Annotated in this window: 1 protein-coding gene; it reads right to left on the bottom strand. The window is 58.4% G+C overall.

Annotated features, from left to right (window positions below; all coding sequences use genetic code 11):
* Positions 1-263 (bottom strand): cbb3-type cytochrome c oxidase N-terminal domain-containing protein (locus tag SB772_RS40020; RefSeq protein ID WP_410838520.1); only part of this gene is annotated, 263 nt, incomplete at its 3' end.
* Positions 264-293 lie beyond the last annotated feature (30 nt).

The following is a 293-nucleotide window of genomic DNA, read 5'->3' as shown; positions in this document are numbered from 1 at the left end:
CCCGGCAGCAGGCCTTTCCAGTTGCCCAGGCCCGGATACAGCACCAGGTAACCCAAGGCAAAAATGATGGTGCCCACGAACAGCATGAACCACCATTTTGGCAGTGGGTTGTCGTACTCCTCGATCCCGTCGAAGGAGTGGCCAACCGTTTCTTCCGTCTGCTCGGCGCGCTGGCCCTTGCGGGTGGACAGCAGCAGCCAGGTCAGGGCGAAGATGGTGCCGAGACTGAGGACTGTGACGTACAGACTCCAGAACGTAGTCATTCTTTGTTACTCCTAGAAGCTTGCTCGACG

This window comes from Paraburkholderia sp. SIMBA_030 (assembly GCF_046535245.1).
Classification (GTDB): Bacteria; Pseudomonadota; Gammaproteobacteria; order Burkholderiales; family Burkholderiaceae; genus Paraburkholderia.
Note: the sequence above shows the minus strand (reverse complement) of the source record. Positions and strands in the feature narration are given on the sequence as shown.